Here is a 1,029-nt window from a genome sequence, read left to right on the forward strand (position 1 = left end):
ATATTTTTATACTCTCCTCAATTTCTCCTAAAGCCTCATGAGTTTCAGCAAGAGAAATATATATATCATCATCTTGTATATATTTTAAAACTTCTTTTAATATAACTTTAGCATTTTCTAAATTATTAATACTCTCTTCATTGCGTACACCACTTGCTAATGCTTTTTCTTTATAGTATAGAGCAAAACTATATGCTGCCCTTGCCTCTTCTTCATTTCTAATATATCCATTTTCACTATAGCTATTTGTAGAAGAATAATCATTGCTTAAAGAAGTTTGTGCATTAAGAATATTCAACCCAATYATGAATATTAGTAATATATATTTATACATATTTACCCCGCATAGGCTTATTAAATTTATTTATTAATTATTATATATTCGTCAATTATATAAAAAAGCATAAGAGAACTATTTTTGTAAAATGATTTATTTAACTTTTTTATTAATTATATCAAAAAAACATATAAAAGTAAATTAAGCATTATTAAATATAATTACTTTAAATAATAATACAGCTATGATATACTTAAATAAGTGAGAGAGTTTTATGAAAAATACTGATATATCTAAAAAAATAGAAAATATTATAAAATTACTTTCTAATGGTCTTTATGAGAGAGAAAATATTGTAGCATTAACTCTATTAAGTGCTATAGCTGGAAAACCAATATTTTTATAYGGYCCTCCTGGAACAGCAAAAAGCTTTATAGCAAAGAGAATATCTTATGCATTYAAAGATTCAAAATAYTTTGGATACTTAATGCAGAGGTTTAGCACACCRGAAGATATATTCGGCCCTATTAGTTTGGAAGARTTAAAAAACGATAGATATATAAGAAAAATTGAAGGATATTTGCCAGATGCCGACTTTGCTTTTTTAGATGAAATTTGGAAAAGCAGCCCCGCTATACTAAACACACTTCTTACTATAATAAATGAAAGAATATTTAAATATGGTGTTAATGAAATAAAAGTGCCATTAAAATCATTAATCTCAGCCAGCAATGAAAGTCCTCCAGAAGGTC

The 1,029-nt window shown here is 25.8% G+C and carries 1 protein-coding gene and 1 pseudogene; one reads left to right on the top strand and one right to left on the bottom strand.

Features of this window, described 5'->3' with window-relative positions; genetic code table 11:
* Nucleotides 1-334, bottom strand: a pseudogene (locus GQX97_RS12390) (hypothetical protein); the annotation flags it as partial.
* Nucleotides 335-551: 217 nt separating this feature from the next.
* On the opposite strand from GQX97_RS12390, the gene GQX97_RS12395 reads away from it, so the two are divergent.
* Nucleotides 552-1,029 (top strand): AAA family ATPase (locus GQX97_RS12395; RefSeq protein WP_157152225.1); only part of this gene is annotated, 478 nt, incomplete at its 3' end.

Source organism: Brachyspira sp. SAP_772, from assembly GCF_009755885.1.
GTDB lineage: Bacteria > Spirochaetota > Brachyspiria > Brachyspirales > Brachyspiraceae > Brachyspira.